The organism is Prevotella brunnea (genome assembly GCF_008016795.1).
Taxonomy (GTDB): domain Bacteria; phylum Bacteroidota; class Bacteroidia; order Bacteroidales; family Bacteroidaceae; genus Prevotella; species Prevotella brunnea.
Map to the genome: position 1 here is coordinate 1 of NZ_SDIK01000103.1, position 823 is coordinate 823.

The window sequence follows — 823 nt, forward strand, 5'->3', positions numbered from 1 at the left end:
ACTTCTATTTGGAATTAGCATATTCCCTACATCCTAAAAGAAGATCTATGGCTCATTTTGCAGGCTGAAACGTTGCCATCTTTCCGATGTACACTAACTTTATGGGCATTTAAGGTGTCTAAAAAATCAAAGTCAGGTGCTGTCCTTTGTAAAGAGCGAGACAGTGAAGAAAATGGAGTATTCAGGGAGTGGATTCCAACTGTAATGAACAAAGGTGTTATCCAATACCATCTGTTGGTTGTAAGTCGGGTTCTTGAGGGACGACTACGTAATTTCATCATGAACTTGTGTTCTGCACTTACAGCCTGTTGTTTCTTTGACAATAAGCCGGAAGCCCTGTCGGTACACGTAGAGAAATCAAGGCAACCGGAACTTTTCTAAAGATTTTCTTATCCCGAACTCGCGTATTTCCTTATGTCTTCAATTCGTATTCAGGCGATGGCAAGCGGACGCTCGATAGCGCACATTCGACCCGACCATCAATGAAATTATATTACAAAAACCACGTTTGTAACACGCCTCATAACCGATTGATAATCAAGATAATATTAATTGCGATTTAAGAGCTTAGCTTTTGCACTCCAATTTGTCTTATACGGATTTAGCTTGTCACAATTCTGACTATAAAAAAAGTAAGAAATTATGACAAAACGTAAAACCCCGCGCGAATTTTCGTATTCGTTCAAGCTGCAAGTGTTAATTGATTATTATTCTAGCGGTTCTTCTCAAGCGTCAATATTGCGTAAGTGTAATGTGACTAGTGGTCCACTGTGTCAATGCTTGAAACGTTGACCCGTTGATTCAAATTCGTGTTCTTTGCCCT

Annotated in this window: 1 pseudogene; it reads left to right on the top strand. The window is 39.6% G+C overall.

The window, feature by feature from the left end:
* Positions 1–264: 264 nt before the first annotated feature.
* Positions 265–381: pseudogene (locus ETF27_RS10935) on the top strand (IS982 family transposase); the annotation flags it as partial.
* Positions 382–823: the final 442 nt, after the last annotated feature.